This is a genomic window from Rothia uropygioeca (assembly GCF_004136585.1).
Lineage (GTDB): Bacteria > Actinomycetota > Actinomycetes > Actinomycetales > Micrococcaceae > Rothia.
In genome coordinates this window covers 169,230-182,478 of the sequence record NZ_NOIR01000003.1, presented here as the reverse complement: position 1 = coordinate 182,478, position 13,249 = coordinate 169,230, and the positions used below count along the sequence as shown (strand labels likewise).

The window sequence follows — 13,249 nt, the reverse complement described above, 5'->3', positions numbered from 1 at the left end:
TCCACTTCTCTGCTCAGAACGAGACCTCGACTCCGGGTCGTGTGCCGCAGGCGCACTACTCTTCTGACCCGCAGCAGCCGGTCCGCCGCGACAGCGTGTTCCTCCTCCGGCTGGTCCTGCTGTTCTCTTCTTCTGGTCCACTCTTAATGCCTGGCGCAGCCGCCGGATGGATCAGAACCTCGTTCCTCAGTTGCATCGATGTCTACTCCACCATCGAAGCCTGGTGCATCGACAGTCCGTCGCCGTCGACTCCGTTCGACCAGCACTGACTGCCTCTGCTGATCCGTCTCTTTGTTGCCAGAATTTCGCACCGGTCGAGACGGGTCTGTACCACCGGATCGCTGGCTCGCTGCAGACTGGTTCCGACCTGTCGTGGGTGCTGCTGATGGACCACTTCCCTATCGCTGGTCTGCGCCCTCTGGATACCGTCGGCGGCCGGGCAAAAAAAGAGATATCCCGGTTCCGGACCATCGGGCTCTGGGGACATCAGAAGGCCCCAACGAGGCGTCCATGTTCGGCCTTCTGCTGAGACGGACAGGATGGCGCTGATGACTCGCTTCGGATGGTCCTCGGTTTCGACCAGCGGCTGCGGCGGGCGCTCTTCGAGGATTCGGTTGGGGAGGCCCGCCGGGTTCCAGATTCAGCACGGGACCGGCTCGGATATTCCCCGCCGAGTCGGCCCCTTTCGCGTCCTGGTTGCGTCCCGGTCGGGCACGGGCGAGACATCGACGGGCCACAGCACGGCTGGTATGGCCGCCCGTGTGCCTGGTCCGTGTCTTGGTCGGTACCCCTGTTGGTTCCGCATGCGTCCCATCCGGGGCGCGGTCGGGACACGCGCGAGTCCCATGCCGTGGCCGCGTCCCGGTTGCGTCTTTGCTGTGTCCCGTCACGGACGCGGGCTGTACTGACATGCGACGCGTCCGTGGCACCGGTGATCCCCGGATCAACGGGAGTGCGAGCAAGATAAAAAATCAGGCCCCGGTGGTGACGCAGTGGAATTTCGGTTTAACGTCTAGCGTTAATGACGGTGCCCGTTACACGCTGGTGACGTGATCAGATCGTTCGGCAGCAAGGACACCGAGCGCATCTGGCATGAGCAGTACGTCAAGCGCGTTGACCGGACGGTGCAGCGGGCGGCGCTTCGGAAGCTCGAGTTGATCCATGCGGCGAAGGATGTCGAGGACCTCCGGGTTCCGTCTGGAGCGTCTGGTCTGCGACCGACGCGGGCAGCACAGCATCCGCGTCAATCCGCAATGGCGTCTCTGCTTCGTCTGGAGAGAGGGAGGTGCGGACAATGTCGAACTCGTCGACTACCACTGAGCGCGACCTGATCGAGCCGATCCACCCGGGAGAGATCCTGATGGAGGATTTCATCGAGGGCTTCGGTATCACGCAGAACAAGCTCGCCGTGTCCATCGGTGTGCCGCCGCGCCGGATCAACGAGATCGTGCACGGCAAGCGGGGGATCACCGCTGATACGGCGATCCGTCTGGCGCGCTACTTCGGAACGTCCGAGGAGCTCTGGATGAATCTGCAGTCGAACTACGAGCTCCGGCTTGAGCGCCGTGCACTGCGCTACAAGATTGCCGCGATCACGCCGTTGCAGGTCCCATGACCGGGCATCTCATCGTGATCTCCGGTCTTCCCGGCGTCGGAAAGACAAGCGTTGCTGAGATCGCCGCCGCGCGCACAGGCTCGGTGCATCTGTCCATCGATGCCGTCGAGGAGTCAATTCTCGCCTGCGGTTTGCCGCGAGGATGGCAAGTCGGCGTCGCCGCGTACGAAGCGGCTCGCGCGATGGCGGAACTGAACCTTCGCCTCGGTCGTATCGTCATCATCGATGCAGTGAACGACAGCGAGGATGCCAGGCAGACCTGGCGTGCTGCGGCCGCGCGCACCAGTTCTCGTATCGACTTCGTACACTTGGTGGTCGCGGATTCGCAGGAGCATGAACGCAGGCTCAGCGGCAGGGATCGCGGTCTCGCCTACGTCGGCGAGCCGACGTGGACGGAAGTGCAGCGCCGTCGAGCTGACTACGCCGCGTGGTCCGACGAAGTCTTGGAGTTCGACACGGCAGCGCGGACTGCGGATGAGGTCGCAGACGCACTTACCGCGCGCCTCAGCGCGAGATGAGGCCACGTCGTCGCTGATGGTTCTCCGCGCCGGAACTCGGTGGAGTTCCGCTTCACCCTGTTGTGCAAACGCCGGATCCCCTGAGAGGTCCGGCGTTTTCGCTTTCAGTTCGCTACGAATCCAACGTCATCCCGAGAACCTTTCGGACAGGAATGGTTCCGCCATGGTCGTCTTCTAGCCAACGCATGCCGAGCTTTAGGGCAACGCGTTCCGATGCCTCATTCTCGGGGTGGATGATTGCGACCAGCTCGGGTGAGCCCACGACGTCACGTGCGTAGTCCCGGCATGCAATGGCGGCTTCGGTGGCGTAACCGCGGCCCTGCCTTAAAGTGACGACATGGTAGCCGACCTCGAGCTTGAGTGCGCCATTCACCTCCTGCCAGGTGAGGCCGCAGTCGCCTACGAACTCCCCGTCGATCGTCTCAACGATCCACAGGCCGTAGCCGCGCTCCGCGTAGTTCTCTTCATTCCATGTGATCCACCTAGCTGCCTGCTCACGTGTTTTCGGTGCGGGGTAGAAACGCATGACTTCAGGATCCCCAAGCATGTCGGCCATGAGCTCGATGTCAGCAAGCCGCATGCGGCGGAAGCGGAGGCGTTGAGTGTTTGGCGGAGTCACCGTCTCATCGTAGTTGCAGGAATACTTCGCTCCAAAGGCGGGCTGGGGCCAGAGGTCTGTATCTGCTGCGACGTGGTGGAGTTTAGGTTTTCAAACTAACCCCTGAGGCCATCCGTAGAAGAGTGATCTAGTCCTCGCACGTAAAGTCGCAACGCGTTTGCAGCGAACCTTGCGGCCTCCGGGGTTCCGAAGGCTACATGGAATTCGGGGCTCGTTTCGTACTGGTCTGCGAAACCTCGGATCATGTCGCTGGACTTCGCCCTATCTCCCGTGTGGGTAGGAGTTCCCGGAATCTCCTTGAGCCACTCAACATAAACGACCGCGTGCTCCTGCGCTATGACGGAGTCCAGTTCTTGCCCTTCCTGCTGGATCACACGCCACCGTCCACGTCGATCGCCCACTGCCCGCCCGCGATCAGCCCGGCGAACCACTGATCACCGGATCAACAGAGGATGCGAGCAAGATAAAAAATCAGGCCCCGGTGGTGACGCATCTGCGTCACCACCGGGGCCTGATCGTGTCTCGATGACGTCTCGATGGTGTCTTGTAGTGGTACCTCGAAAGACGGCACGTCTACTTCCGTCCCCTCCAGGAATTTTGACAAGACATGAAAGGATATACCCACCGGAAGTATCGACAAGATCTCCCGAGGTGGTTGCCGGTGACATCCCGGTCCTCTACCTGGATTCCCGGTGGTCGCGGCACTTGAACCGCGAAGGTTTGTATCTGGCGGCCCAGACGGTCGAAGACCGCCAGAAGGCCCAGGAGCAGGTGACGACTGTCTAAACAGCGCCCTGGTTCCGATATCGCATGGAAAGGACCCCACATCATGAAGATTATTGGCGAATCAACAAGAATCGGATCAAAGAGTATTTGGGGGATATCAGATGACCCCGCTCTATCGGGATCTGCGTAGCTTCAAAGAGTCCTGACTGGGCGACCCACTGACCCATCCATCAGCGTTATCAATGGTGCACAATATGATGTGATGTCATTGCACAGGGCATCACATTATGTGCAGGGCTCAACTCGTTCCGGCAGGAGACGCCTCCCCGATTTCATATGCGGCATTGTACGATGACAGGTCCCCCACCACGGAACGCGACTATCGCTCCACCGACCCTTGGCAAGGGAGTCGATCAGGGACATGGCAGACCGCCGCAATGAGAAGATCCCACGCCCGCACGGCACAATACACCGGTTGGAGTACTGCGCCGGCGGCGTTACCACCTGCATGGTTCCTGACCAATCCGTCATCTTCCGCCCCCCTCTGGGGTAGATACGTAAGTATCTTGGGCCCTCAACGAAGGCCTCACCAAGAAGGCGAGGCGATGCCGTGCGGATATCAGGGCGGCGAATGAGTGTGGACCCTCAACGAAGGCCTCACCAAGAAGGCGAGGCGATTTAGCTCACGCCTCTCGGCGTGGCAGACAACGTTCCGCCCTCAACGAAGGCCCCACCAAGAAGGCGAGGCGATCCGGACGCCGCTACGGACACCGCTGATCGCACCCCCCTCAACGAAGGCCTCACCAAGAAGGCGAGGCGATTCCTCATTGGCGGGACCGGCATCGCCCAAGCCGCCGCCCTCAACGAAGGCCTCACCAAGAAGGCGAGGCGATCATAAAATCTTGCGACATATAAGGTTGTAAACAGCCCCTCAACGAAGGCCTCACCAAGAAGGCGAGGCGATCCGGAGTTGCAGGAAGCCTGGTCGCCGCCGTTTCCGCCCTCAACGAAGGCCTCACCAAGAAGGCGAGGCGATTGTTGTTTCGGGTCAGCACCCGGTCGCCGGGATGGCCCTCAACGAAGGCCTCACCAAGAAGGCGAGGCGATTACTGGAACCAGTACAGAGCCCCGGCGTGGACGGCACCCTCAACGAAGGCCTCACCAAGAAGGCGAGGCGATGACTGATTAGGTGACGTGTAATCCTCGATCATCGTCCCTCAACGAAGGCCTCACCAAGAAGGCGAGGCGATTAGAACAAGTCCCGCACATCCTCCGTCAGGAACAGCCCTCAACGAAGGCCTCACCAAGAAGGCGAGGCGATACTGATCGGTGACCAATTCGGCCGCTACCTGCCGACCCTCAACGAAGGCCTCACCAAGAAGGCGAGGCGATACACTGACCAAGTCCATTGAGTAGGAGGGGCCGGGGAGCCCTCAACGAAGGCCTCACCAAGAAGGCGAGGCGATATTTCACCTCATCACCGTCCACAGTCAGTTGCATCCCTCAACGAAGGCCTCACCAAGAAGGCGAGGCGATGGTGTTCGCGGCCTCCGCGGATGAACACCAGATCGCCCTCAACGAAGGCCTCACCAAGAAGGCGAGGCGATTCCGGAGACGATCAGGTCTCTCTGGCCCTGGCGGCCCCTCAACGAAGGCCTCACCAAGAAGGCGAGGCGATCCGCTCTGATTCTACCCATTGTTTTCGTTCTCTCGTCCCTCAACGAAGGCCTCACCAAGAAGGCGAGGCGATCGGTCTGCGCTGATGACCAACACCTCAGTTAAGCTACCCTCAACGAAGGCCTCACCAAGAAGGCGAGGCGATACCTGAGGCAAGGCGCAGGCACGGAAATGTCGTCCCCTCAACGAAGGCCTCACCAAGAAGGCGAGGCGATAGCGAACCCACGGTACGTGCGTGATATATTGGGCCCTCAACGAAGGCCTCACCAAGAAGGCGAGGCGATTCACCCAAAAGGGCCGCATAACCCCTCACAGCGTCCCCTCAACGAAGGCCTCACCAAGAAGGCGAGGCGATCTACCGCCTGGGGCCGCGCTGACATTGCGAGCAATGGCCCTCAACGAAGGCCTCACCAAGAAGGCGAGGCGATACTGGTCAATATTACCCTACGGAGACCGACGAACCCGGACTGGCCCGCGAGGGCTCGTCCAAAGCACCTGCCTGCACGGTCTCGAAAACAGATCAACCACCCAAAAAGCGCTCCTGACTAGTGAAAATGTTCCGCGACGGCTCGCCGGTAAATCTACAGCGCTGGAGCTCTCGCGCGGGCCGGGCTAGTAGATCATGATGGAGTCGTCTCGATCTTCCTTCTGGACACCGAGGTACTGAAAATTTTTGTCGGATACTCTTGTGGTCAGTCCAAGGTCACAGATCAGTACAGAGTCTTCGGACGAGTCCATCAATTCAAGCAACTCGCACTTGAGGCGTGTCATTGCTGCCGGGGACACATCGAATAAAAACACGCTGTACTGGATGCGGTCACCATAATGACTCAGCTCGTCTGCAATGCGTGTGCGTCTCTTGTCGCTGGGGACGTCATACGTTATTAGGAACCGTCTGGCGTCGTCGCGGCTCATCGGGTAACAATCCCTCGGTAAGAGCTTTGGGTGCCGTCGATAACGCCAAGCACTAATCGTGCCTGAATCTCGATTGCCCGACGCCAGGAGACAGAGTAGCCAAATATAGGATGCCGGAACTCTGTAGAGACTCTCTGCTCTACGGATCTAATGATGGCTTTCCGTCCCTGGTCTGTCAGCCTGGCCGATCCCAGTGCTGAGTTGAAGGACTTCTGCCTCAGCTCTCCATTGTTGAATGCGCGGAAAACAGCGGAGTCGGCAATGGGCGCTCGGAACTCCTCCATGAGGTCTAGCGCCAATGCGGGTTTGTTTCTGCCACCCGAGTGCAGGAAGCCCGCGTGGGGGTCAAGTCCGCAGGAAGCTATGGCTCTGATAGCTTCGGCCGCCAACATTCCATAAGCATAGTTGAGTGCGACATTGACAGGATCGACTGCCCCACGGCCGATCCGGCCTGCAAACCCTTCAGATAACCATGATTTGTCGGAGAACTGGAGCATTTTTGGGACCTGCTGGAAATACAATCTTGCAGACTTTCCCTCTAGGCCCATAATCTCGCTGAGCGAATGAGACCTTGATACGGCCTTCTGCAGAGACCGCAGCGAGGCGATGATGTTCCGGGGAATACCGTACCTTCTCACCTGGGTAGCCTGGTTGGCGATTTTGGCCTGGATGAATTCTCGGGCCAGTGGTAGGTGGCCCTCGGCGCTGAGGACGTGTTGTCGGATGCGAGCGCTCCCATTGGGCATTGCCGCAGGCTGAGACCACCCAACAACTCTTCCTGTGCCCGTGCACCAGACGATCGGGCGACCACGCCACATGAACTCCCGGATGAGGGCTCCTGATAAATCGACATTGCCATGGACGACGATAGACTGCACTTTTTCTATCGGCACTGATGCGAGGCGCTCATCGAACTTCTTGACGGTAACCCGCCCTTTCGAGATCGAGACCCGTGAGCCGGGGGTGGTTGCGTGCAGAACGGTCCCCTCCGGATCGGCAACCTGGATTTGGTGTGGAATCTCCTGGAGTTTTCGTTCCTCGGGGAGACAGATCACCGCGTGAGAACAATGTCGGCAGCGCGGATCGTCTTCTAAAGCCTCAGGTGCTTTGGCCGCGTCCACGACGGCTCGAGTTGCTTCGACCGCTGCGCGAGCCTGGGCCTCGTCTTCTTCGTCGAGGTCGATGAGAACCCTTCGTTTGTGCCCGGTGAAGTAGACTCCCTGGGCGATCACAGGAATACCCGCCTCCAGGAGGGCAGCTCTCTGGAGAGTCAGCTGGATCCGATGGGACGTGCTTATTTCCGGGATTTTTCTTACAGGTGTGGCCTTGTACTCGAGAAGTGTCACCCCGGTTTCGGGAGAACCTTCCGCGATGTCAATTCGCCCATGAATACCCCACCGCTTGGATCTGACATCAACCGCACGAAACGTGTCACTGGTGTTTTGCGACGGATCGTGGGCACGTCGGTGCTCAAAGGTTCCCTGCTCGATTTGAGCCGACTGGCGGGCTTTCTCATCGGAGGCTTCTAGCCAGGCTCGACGAGGACAGAACTGATGATGCCCGACCCAGCTGATTGGTATGGATTCCTGTGTCTGATCAGTTTCCTGGTTCAAATCAGTATCTCCGTTCCGTGAAGTGCCCGCCTTTCAGGGGCGCTGGGATTATCTGATCGGGAAATGGGGAACGATACCGCCGCTAAGAGCCGTTGGGTGCGCAGTCGTGCGCGTGCTTCTTCTGCAGCAATTGGGTCGGTGTCTATCCGCTCCAGTGCCCTGGTCAAGGGCGCGCTGCGTTGGATCCGCCCCCAAGCTGCAGGCGAGACCAGCCCGTTCGGTACGGCCACGACAAGAGTTTCTGTCTTGGTTGCCATGTACTTTCCCGGGATCCGCCCGGTGTATGGGGAAGGCTCGGGGGCAGCCAGGCTTCTGCCACCGGGTGCTAATCGTTGAGTTTGGTGGACCGGTTGCATCGCCGTCAGTGCCCAGAGGGCGCACCAGGCCAGGGCGTTGTCGCACGGACCCGGTTGGGTCAAGCCGGTCGCGGTTCGGGAATCGGGCTTGTTGCCGCCGAGGACGTCGTTACACGTCTGCCCAGTCAGTCCGGTCAGGATCATATCCGGTTCCCACCCGGCAATTTCTTGGGCCAAGGGCAGGAAGCGGTGGGCCAGAAACTCTTCCCCGCGGTTTCGGGTCTTCATCTCCCACGGGGAGGCTCCCAAATCCGGCCTGATGCCTTTGGCCTCGGAGAGCCACCAGGACCTGGTACCAAGACCACGAACTAAATCTTGTTCCAAGGCGCTGAGTTCTGATACCTCCGCTGACCGCTGATCCTGCAGGGCTCGCCACCAGGCAGCCGATTGACCGGTCAGTTCTTTGGTCTCAGGCAGCCCGGTTCTGGGCGTCAACAGGCTGACAGTATGTTGCCCCTTTTTGCCCGTCCACCGGGCTTGAGCCGCCCAGTGCTGGCTGGAGGAGACCATCAGCGCCAGGTCACGAATGATCGTGGCTGCTTCTTCGGAGTTAGCTCCGTCGATGTCGATGACTGCTTGCGGATTCACCAGGACCTCGGGCTGGTCGGGATCGATCCATCCGGCCCTCACCCGGGAGGAGCCCAGGTCGTTGGCAAGAATCGAGGCTGTTCCCCACAGGGCACAATGGGTCAGCAGCGTGTGATAACTGCCTGTGATGGTTATGGTGCTCATCGTCCCTCCTGGGAGATCGTGTTATCAGCTGCTCTGAGCAGAGCTTCCAGATAGGCCACACCCCACGGGCCAAGGCTGTGCTCAACCAGGGTGGCGAGGTCATCCCAGAGCCCTTCAGCAAACAGCGTCCGTGTAGCTGATGCGACATCACCGTCTGTGCCCGGGGCCACCTCACTCGGAGCTGTCAGGGGAAAATCTGCCCGGCCTCGCCCATGGTGGGTGCCGATCAGCCACGTCACCAGTTCGCAGGTTCCGGCCTTCTGCGGCAAGGGACTAGTCGCCTGGCCAGTCTCGGACCAGTAGAAGGCGGCCGAATACATTTCATGCCGCCACCCGGAGACCACTGTCGGAACTGTCCTGCTGATCTGTGGAAGGAGTCCCAGGCTCTTGGCGTAGACATGATGTTTCTGTGCTTCTTTGACCTGGCGGATCTTCGTCTCAGGCCAACCTGTGCCGGGTTCGGTGCCGTTTGCTCTCAACATGGCCTGGAACGCGTCTGCCTTTTTCCCGGAGTCGTGGTGCAACCCGGCCTGGGCAAGAGCCTCGACCAGCCCTACGTCCAGACCCAACTTTTGCCCCAGGGCAGCGGCGCGATCAGCGACATCGCCCTGGTGGGTCTCCAATAGAACCGGCTGAATATTCGAGTACGGGTCAACATAGCCCGTTTGCACCTCAGGATCGCGACGATGACAAAGCACCCAGGCTGGTTCTCCGTCGGTTTCATCGGTGCTGGGTCCGACGAGCACGTCGTAGACAGCATGCTCAGTATCCAATTGGTCAGTTGGCAACAGCTCGACATCGATGGTGCCGTCGTCTGTTAGCGCTTCGTCGATGACGGCTCGACACACTGCCGTTGATTCCGGAACGTGCTCCTTTGTGGCACCTTCGTTCCAGAAGATGTGGGTCCCGGTCAGTTCCGGGTCGGAGAAATCTCCGATGGGCCGGTGGCCCTCGGCGGCTAGAACCACCCCGGGAGTCTTGTCCTTGCCTGCGGTATCCAAACCGAGGGTGCACGGAAGAACCGCATCCAGAACCACCAAGTCCCCGGGATGGAAACGAACACTGCTAAGAGGTTGGGAATGCGGCAGCTCGCTACCGGTGTCCTGCAGCAGAGTCCAGGTCCCGTCGTGACGGACCCATGCTTGGTGGTCTTCCAAGACGTTTTTGTTCTGAAGAATCCGTCGCAGACCGGCCGGGGTGGACGGGTACGCCTCGGAATCGTCGAAGACCAGGTGGGTCAACAGTTGGTAAGTCGTATCCACCCGTTCGGCACGAAGCGTCGTGGCTTGCTGATCGGTACTCTCCTTCGGGGATTTCAGGGAAGGAAGAGCCCTGCCGACGACCTGGATGTCCGGGGTCTCCGGATCAAGACTGTCTCGTAGCCAGAAACTCAGATCGGGCTCGGCCACCAAATGTTCGCTGGTCCGGGACAGCAAGCGCACATCGGCTGCCTCCAGGTGCGAGAACACCGGCCTCGGTGGGCCCGCTTCGGGGACATCGGATGAGCGGATGGCATCGGGGCTGATCCCTCCGCCCTCGGCCTGGCTGATCGCCCAATCCCGTGCAGCATGAAGGTCGGAGACCCGGTAAGGCAGGGCTTGGACGGTCTCGATCGTCTTGTCCTGGTCTGGTCCGACGATGATCACGGTGGCAGCCGGATGAGCTCCGTTGCGGTTGACCCGCCCGGCTCGTTGCACCAGAGCAGTACCGGCAGCCAGGTCGGTGACCATCCCCGCGAAGTCGATGTCTACCCCGACCTCGATGGTCTGGGTGGCAACGACAAGATCAACTCCATCGAAATTCAGGGAACCAGTAGCGCCAACACGCATGGGTCCGACAACCAAGCGAGTATTCCAGCCGGCTGCAGCTGCAGCCTCCTGAACGGCAACAGCAGTAGTGACCCTGTTGACCACTACACCGATCAGTCCCGCCGATTCCGAACGGAGTTTCTCGGCTGCCTCCAACAGGGTCCCGATGTGGTTCTTGCGTGCCTTGGCCGAGGTGCCATTCCATCCGGTGATCGGCTTGTATTCGACCGGTTTCGGTCTGGTAAGGATCGCAGCCAGATGTGGCTCGAGATGACCCCATTCCAAACCGATACGGTTCTGGTCCTGATTGTGGTCTTGAGTTGCGGTAGCAGCACAGACCTGCAGGGACGGGACTGTCTCTGCGACCGGGTTCCATCGGTCAGTCATGGAACTGACTCGCCGGAAGGTATCCACGAGTTGCCTGCTCAGATGTGCCTCGTCGATGACAGCAACATGGTCATAACCCAGCAGTCCTGCAGCCCGGGATCGGGACCAGACCGATGCCCCATAACCGCGGAAGAGCAATCGGGATCCGAGCATGTCCGGGGTCGCGCACAAGACCTGCACGGCGGTCGGGTAATTGAGCCATTCGTCCCGGCTTGACCTGAACCGACCGGTCCCTGTCACCGTCGCTGTACCACCACGCAACAAATGCACCCGCAAGGGAACCCGAGCGGTTTCGGGGCACCCGTCCGGGCTCGAGCGACGGATCAACAGGTCTCGGACCTCGGCCAAGATCCCGGTTGCCTCGTTGCAGAGTATCTCTGCTACGGCGGTGGCTCGATCGAGCTGCTGGTCCACGATGGCCCGGCGCGGGACCACCGTGCTGAGACGACGCGGAATCCGAGGCCCGGGGTCCCCGTCTTCGAGTCGTTGCTGGTCGATGGCATTGGCAAACACGTGGACGTCGATGACCGCGCTTTTCCCGCCACCTGTCGGTACATCGATGGTTTCGGGCCAGTGGCCTGTCTCTAGTAGTGACTCCAGCATCTGTTGCTGCCACCGGTAGGGGCGGACCTGGTCGCCGTAGATGGCCGCGAAGAATTCGGGGAATCTGTCAGCGGTCAGTCGCATCGTGCCTCCTTGCCCTCAGCTCGGGCGTGTCTTGGGGAATCAGCAGGCCTCCACCGAAGTGGCGAGATTGTCCTATGGATACAGCCATCCGCGGGCCAATCAGCTCGCTGGTGCGAATCCTGGCGGTATACGCCCGGACCGGCATCTTCCCGTTGGTTTTGTGCACCAGTTCATCGGGCCGGTTGGTTGTGTAGTGTTCAGTGCTCAGGGTCGGGACGGTGTTCGGGTCCGGCCCGATCAGTGCCTGGACGACTGCACGGATCCGCTCGACCGGTTGCCCGCTGGTATCCAGCCCCTCGGCCATGCCCTTGAAGACATTGGCCAGGCTCCATAGCAAGGTCACGTCAACGTCGGTGAAATCCCCCATGGCTTTGGTCTTGCGTTCGGCCACCGCCGGGGTCTGGGTCACCCATTGGCGTTCGACACCTGGCCCTGGAGCTTTCCAAAAGAAGGCCCCGTCGATGAGGCTGTCGGTGCGTTCGCCCCGATCGATGCGCAATGCTCCGGCATCACGGGTCCCGATACGGTGCAGGCGTTCGACAGTGCGCAGCAGAAGATCGAGCTCGGAGTCTTGGAGACCACGGGGGATCATGATCGCCAAGTGTGGGCCCTGTCGGTTGCCGGAGACCAGTTTGATCTCTTCGGTATCGAGTAGGTGGAAGGCCAGTCCGTTGGCCCTGCCGTGGGCGATGTTGCCCCGCCCGGAGATGAGCCCGGAAGGATCCGTCGTCCCGAGCAGGCGGGTCAGTGTCTGGTGAACGGTGACCATCAGCTTTCGCCGCGATACCGGAGTCAGTTTTTTCGCCCGAATCTGTACAGGGATCAGTAGCACTCTGCCCCAGGGGGCATCTGGAAGATCAGCGGCAATCGGCGAGTACACCGCGTTGCGGATCCCCTCCCGGGGGCTGGCCGGCGGCGGTGGTGGAGATGTCAGCGTGTGTGCCTTGGGTCTGAACGCCTTTTTACCGGACGGGTGCAACGTCTGATGCCAGGCATCGAGAATGTCACGGCGGCCCGGGGCCACGGTCTGTAGAACTTCACCGCTGAGCACATCAGTCCTGCTGGGGGCATCGACCCGGTGGTGGGTCGGATCGAAGTCACGGACCACACGTAGCAGAACGGGACTGTCGGCAGAACCCAGGTAGCCGACATCGGCGCACAAATCATCCAGGGCCTCAGTAACATCATCTGGAAGGTTCTCCCAGCCCCACCCAAACGCAGAGCCCAGGGCGAAGCCATCAGAGATGGGTTTGGCGCGGACCTTCGGTCTAATTGCCTTGGTGCCGGGGGTCTTTTCGAAATCTCCCTCGTTGCGGTAAGCGACGCGCTGGATGGTTTCAACCGGTAGAGCCTCCGGAACGGACAGATAGTCCGGCGGGTTGGCCTCAATCCAATCCAAGGCATCCAGGCTCCGGGCAGAGGCCGTCAGCCGGTCGGGATGATCTGGTGAGCGGGTCGCCGTGGAGCCGGTATTGGCTGCATGGACTAGGGCAGAGTAGAGCCTGGGCTGTTCGGGCAGAGGCTCGGCCGATCCGCTGGGCCCGTGGCCTCGATAGACCCCCAGCGGAAACTCGGCAGTGATGGCCACGACCATGA

General features: G+C 60.5%; 11 protein-coding genes and 1 CRISPR repeat array. Of the genes, 3 read left to right on the top strand and 8 right to left on the bottom strand.

The window, feature by feature from the left end; genetic code table 11:
* Nucleotides 1-1,034: 1,034 nt before the first annotated feature.
* Nucleotides 1,035-1,163, bottom strand: a complete 129-nt coding sequence (locus tag EWR20_RS13035) for a hypothetical protein (RefSeq protein WP_255411263.1) — start codon at nt 1,161-1,163, stop codon at nt 1,035-1,037.
* Between EWR20_RS13035 and EWR20_RS12960 the strand changes: the two genes are divergently transcribed.
* Genes EWR20_RS12960 through EWR20_RS08890 form a run of 3 tightly spaced genes read left to right on the top strand, consistent with a single transcriptional unit; the run spans nt 1,162 to nt 2,133 of the window.
* Nucleotides 1,162-1,320, top strand: coding sequence for a type II toxin-antitoxin system RelE/ParE family toxin (locus tag EWR20_RS12960; RefSeq protein ID WP_366150742.1), 159 nt, complete (start codon nt 1,162-1,164; stop codon nt 1,318-1,320). The genes EWR20_RS13035 and EWR20_RS12960 overlap by 2 nt on opposite strands.
* On the top strand, nt 1,295-1,615 hold the full coding sequence (locus EWR20_RS08895) for a HigA family addiction module antitoxin (protein WP_129360312.1): 321 nt from the start codon (nt 1,295-1,297) through the stop codon (nt 1,613-1,615). The genes EWR20_RS12960 and EWR20_RS08895 overlap by 26 nt, the downstream gene beginning before the upstream one ends.
* A complete protein-coding gene (locus EWR20_RS08890) occupies nt 1,612-2,133 on the top strand; it encodes an AAA family ATPase (protein ID WP_129360311.1) in 522 nt (173 codons plus the stop codon). The genes EWR20_RS08895 and EWR20_RS08890 overlap by 4 nt, the downstream gene beginning before the upstream one ends.
* 112 nt (nt 2,134-2,245) lie before the next feature.
* Here EWR20_RS08890 and EWR20_RS08885 read toward each other — a convergent pair whose 3' ends face one another.
* The 7 genes from EWR20_RS08885 to csb2 all read right to left on the bottom strand — a co-directional run bounded on the left by EWR20_RS08885 (nt 2,246) and on the right by csb2 (nt 13,247).
* Entirely contained in the window at nt 2,246-2,752 is a 507-nt protein-coding gene (locus tag EWR20_RS08885; protein ID WP_129360310.1) for a GNAT family N-acetyltransferase, read from the bottom strand.
* Nucleotides 2,753-2,847: 95 nt separating this feature from the next.
* Nucleotides 2,848-3,126 carry a hypothetical protein gene (locus tag EWR20_RS12745; RefSeq protein ID WP_193553884.1) on the bottom strand — a complete coding sequence of 93 codons (279 nt, stop codon included), beginning with the start codon at nt 3,124-3,126 and terminating at the stop codon, nt 2,848-2,850.
* 923 nt (nt 3,127-4,049) lie between these two features.
* Nucleotides 4,050-5,583: a CRISPR direct-repeat array (repeat unit 36 nt; unit sequence CCCTCAACGAAGGCCTCACCAAGAAGGCGAGGCGAT).
* A gap of 184 nt (nt 5,584-5,767) precedes the next feature.
* Nucleotides 5,768-6,070 (bottom strand): CRISPR-associated endonuclease Cas2, encoded by a 303-nt coding sequence (gene cas2, locus EWR20_RS08870; RefSeq protein ID WP_129360308.1) that lies wholly within the window; start codon nt 6,068-6,070, stop codon nt 5,768-5,770.
* Entirely contained in the window at nt 6,067-7,683 is a 1,617-nt protein-coding gene (gene cas1 / locus EWR20_RS08865; protein ID WP_129360307.1) for a CRISPR-associated endonuclease Cas1, read from the bottom strand. The genes cas2 and cas1 overlap by 4 nt, the downstream gene beginning before the upstream one ends.
* Complete coding sequence (locus EWR20_RS08860; protein WP_129360306.1) at nt 7,680-8,771, bottom strand: hypothetical protein; 1,092 nt, start codon at nt 8,769-8,771, stop codon at nt 7,680-7,682. Before EWR20_RS08860 ends, cas1 begins: the two co-directional genes overlap by 4 nt.
* Entirely contained in the window at nt 8,768-11,653 is a 2,886-nt protein-coding gene (cas3g, locus tag EWR20_RS08855; RefSeq protein ID WP_129360305.1) for a type I-G CRISPR-associated helicase/endonuclease Cas3g, read from the bottom strand. Before cas3g ends, EWR20_RS08860 begins: the two co-directional genes overlap by 4 nt.
* The gene (csb2, locus tag EWR20_RS08850; RefSeq protein ID WP_129360304.1) at nt 11,637-13,247 is read right to left on the bottom strand and encodes a type I-G CRISPR-associated protein Csb2; all 1,611 of its coding nucleotides are present in this window, start codon (nt 13,245-13,247) and stop codon (nt 11,637-11,639) included. The genes cas3g and csb2 overlap by 17 nt, the downstream gene beginning before the upstream one ends.
* Nucleotides 13,248-13,249 lie beyond the last annotated feature (2 nt).

Excerpts from the sequence above, each read along its gene's own strand:
- cas3g (WP_129360305.1), bottom strand. The coding sequence starts at position 11,653 with ATGCGACTGACCGCTGACAGATTCCCCGAATTCTTCGCGGCCATCTAC.
- EWR20_RS08895 (WP_129360312.1), top strand. The coding sequence starts at position 1,295 with ATGTCGAACTCGTCGACTACCACTGAGCGCGACCTGATCGAGCCGATC.
- EWR20_RS08890 (WP_129360311.1), top strand. The coding sequence starts at position 1,612 with ATGACCGGGCATCTCATCGTGATCTCCGGTCTTCCCGGCGTCGGAAAG.
- EWR20_RS13035 (WP_255411263.1), bottom strand. The coding sequence starts at position 1,163 with ATGGATCAACTCGAGCTTCCGAAGCGCCGCCCGCTGCACCGTCCGGTC.
- cas2 (WP_129360308.1), bottom strand. The coding sequence starts at position 6,070 with ATGAGCCGCGACGACGCCAGACGGTTCCTAATAACGTATGACGTCCCC.
- EWR20_RS12960 (WP_366150742.1), top strand. The coding sequence starts at position 1,162 with ATGCGGCGAAGGATGTCGAGGACCTCCGGGTTCCGTCTGGAGCGTCTG.
- csb2 (WP_129360304.1), bottom strand. The coding sequence starts at position 13,247 with ATGGTCGTGGCCATCACTGCCGAGTTTCCGCTGGGGGTCTATCGAGGC.
- EWR20_RS08860 (WP_129360306.1), bottom strand. The coding sequence starts at position 8,771 with ATGAGCACCATAACCATCACAGGCAGTTATCACACGCTGCTGACCCAT.